Raw genomic sequence first — 1,705 nt, 5'->3', positions numbered from 1 at the left:
TACTAAAACTCAGAATTACCCCTGTTACTAAACTACCTAGTTCTGGTTCCCCAGAGGATAACTCAAAAACAGAGCCAACTGCTGCGATCGCTGCTATACAAGACCCACCCAAAAACAAACTTGATTTAGGAGTTCCTACCATATTTTCCACCAAATTTTTATTGACTTTTTTTGTTTTTTGTGATAATAAAAACATTTCATGGCTGAATTTTCCAGCCTCTAGATATTAGTTTCCACCAGACTTAAGCAACAGACTTAACAGCTTTGGGGGAAAACTTATGCTTGGCCAACTCTTCATTAAGTGCCAACTTATTTTCTACTCGGTCTACAAAAAGCACTCCTTGAAGATGATCCATTTCATGCTGAATTGCCCTAGATAATAATTCTTTAGCCTGAAGAGTTTGAGGACGGCCATTTTCATCTTTGTAGGCAACTTCAATAATTGAAGGACGTTTAACATCCAAATAAACCCCAGGAATACTCAGACATCCTTCTTGGAACAGACAAATATCAGTGCCATACCTTTTAATTGTAGGATTAATCAAAACCAGAGGAGGGGTAGCCGAATTATCTGGCTCACAGTCAATCACAATAACTTGTTTTTGGACAGCAACCTGGGGTGCAGCCAGACCAATACCATCAGCAGTATACATAGTTTGGAGCATTTCTCGCACCAGTTGTCTAATATCATCATCTACTTTAGCAACTCGCTTGGCTGACTGGCGTAAAGAGCGATCGCCTAAATAATGTATTTCCAAGGGTGGGTTCTTCAGTTTTTCCTTATTAACTATAATTTCAGAATTCATAGAGTCTTAACTTACCAAAATCGCTACATTTCTAATTTGTTTATAGGTATTTTTTCTACCTATTGCTCTATTTTAATAGAAAATATCAGGTTTCTGTCCATGAACAGTTAGACTGACTATCAATTAATCAATTAGAAAATGGGATTGACAAGGGAACAGAAAAAAATAAATCCTCAAATCTCTTACCAAAAAATCAGGTCACTAACCTCTCCTTTGAAGGGGATAAAAAAGCGGTCGTTTCTCTGGGCAACTTGAATTGCGGAGCTTGGAGTAAGATGGGATGCTGAGGAAACCTAGGCAGATCCAATCGACCAAGAGAAAATATTTGGTTAATTATTTCAATCCCAATGGTTCAGCGGTCGGTACTGATAACTGATAACTGATAACTGATAACTGAAATGATCTTGTCCTTAAATTCTGAGGAATTAAGTCAAGAAACCCAGTTGCTACAAGAAATAGACATCTACGAAAAACCCTGTTTCTGGGTTTGCCTGCATAAGTTCTAATTTTATTATCAATATATAGGTCAACTCAAAAGTCAAAAATCAAATTCTTGCTGTAACCAAGTTTTGGCATTTGAGAATGTCCTAACATGAATGGCGACTGCTATGTATATTTATGCCCAACTATCTACCACACCCAAAATCCCTAAATTAATTAGTCGAGTATATTGACACTCCCCGCTCTAAAGATACGGGGATTCTTGGCTCAACGACTCACCATCACCTAGCAGGATGTCTCCAACATTCGCCATAGGGTGAGTCTCCCCAAGCGTAGGTTTCGGTGTGCCCCACCGTACATAGTGCTTTTTGCAGGATGTTTCTTGCAGCATTAACATCTCTATCTGCTTCATAGCCACAGTGAGGACAAACATGGGTTCTCACAGATAGAGACTTTTT

3 protein-coding genes are annotated in these 1,705 nt (G+C 38.7%); all 3 read right to left on the bottom strand.

Features of this window, described 5'->3' with window-relative positions:
- Nucleotides 1-196: hypothetical protein (locus F6K22_RS40220; protein WP_293110702.1), on the bottom strand; the 196-nt coding region annotated here is incomplete at its 3' end.
- A 46-nt stretch (nt 197-242) separates the two neighbouring features.
- Entirely contained in the window at nt 243-806 is a 564-nt protein-coding gene (gene def, locus F6K22_RS40215) for a peptide deformylase (protein ID WP_293110699.1), read from the bottom strand.
- Nucleotides 807-1,528: 722 nt separating this feature from the next.
- Nucleotides 1,529-1,690, bottom strand: coding sequence for a zinc ribbon domain-containing protein (locus F6K22_RS40210; RefSeq protein ID WP_293110701.1), 162 nt, complete (start codon nt 1,688-1,690; stop codon nt 1,529-1,531).
- Nucleotides 1,691-1,705 lie beyond the last annotated feature (15 nt).

The organism is Okeania sp. SIO2F4 (genome assembly GCF_010672385.1).
Classification (GTDB): Bacteria; Cyanobacteriota; Cyanobacteriia; order Cyanobacteriales; family Microcoleaceae; genus Trichodesmium.
The sequence above is the reverse complement of the archived record's forward strand: the minus strand, read 5'-3'. Positions and strand labels throughout refer to the sequence as shown.

Excerpts from the sequence above, each read along its gene's own strand:
- def (WP_293110699.1), bottom strand. The coding sequence starts at position 806 with ATGAATTCTGAAATTATAGTTAATAAGGAAAAACTGAAGAACCCACCC.